Here is an 861-nt window from a genome sequence, read left to right as displayed (position 1 = left end):
GCGCCGGGGGAAGCTTTCCAGTTTGATTGGAGTGAGGACTGGGCAATCATCGCCGGGGTTCGGACCAAGCTGCAGGTCGCGCATTTCAAGCTCAGTTACAGCCGGGCATTCATCGTGCGCGCCTACCTGCTGCAAACCCATGAGATGCTGTTCGACGCCCATAATCACGCCTTCCGCGTGCTGGGCGGCGTGCCGCGCCGGGGTATCTATGACAATATGCGCACGGCCGTCGACAAGGTCGGGCGTGGCAAGGAACGCACCGTCAACGCACGCTTCCTGACGATGGTCAGCCACTATCTGTTCGAAGCTGAGTTCTGTAACCCGGCTGCGGGATGGGAAAAGGGGCAGGTCGAGAAGAATGTCCAGGATGCGCGGCACCGTCTGTGGCAACCCACGCCGCAGGTCGAAAGCCTTGATGCGCTGAACCTGTGGCTGGAGGAGCGCTGCAAGGCGTTATGGGAGGACATCCCTCACGGGATCGAACCCGGATCGGTTGCCAATGCCTGGGCCGATGAATCTGAGTGTCTGATGGTTGCGGGCAGGCCCTTCGATGGTTTTGTGGAATATCGCAAACGGGTATCGCCGACGTGCCTCATCCACTTTGAGCGCAATCGCTACAGCGTACCGGCCTCTTTCGCCAATCGCACTGTCAGCCTGCGCGTCTATCCTGATCGCTTCCAGGTCGTCGCCGAGGGGCAGCCAATCTGCGCACATCAGCGCATCATCAACCGCTCTCACGACGGTCCAGGTCATACGGTTTATGACTGGCGCCATTATCTGGCGGTCGTGCAGCGCAAGCCCGGCGCCCTGCGCAACGGTGCGCCCTTCCTTGAGCTACCCGATGCGTTCCAGCGTCTGCAG

General features: G+C 61.0%; 1 protein-coding gene. It reads left to right on the top strand.

Annotation, left to right across the window (positions count from 1 at the left end; genetic code table 11):
* Window positions 1–861: IS21 family transposase (gene istA, locus ACFQ24_RS03805; RefSeq protein WP_380909122.1), on the top strand; the 861-nt coding region annotated here is incomplete at both ends.

Origin of the sequence: Sphingobium olei, assembly GCF_042678845.1 — a bacterium.
GTDB classification, from domain to species: domain Bacteria; phylum Pseudomonadota; class Alphaproteobacteria; order Sphingomonadales; family Sphingomonadaceae; genus Sphingobium; species Sphingobium olei.
Note: the sequence above shows the minus strand (reverse complement) of the source record. Positions and strands in the feature narration are given on the sequence as shown.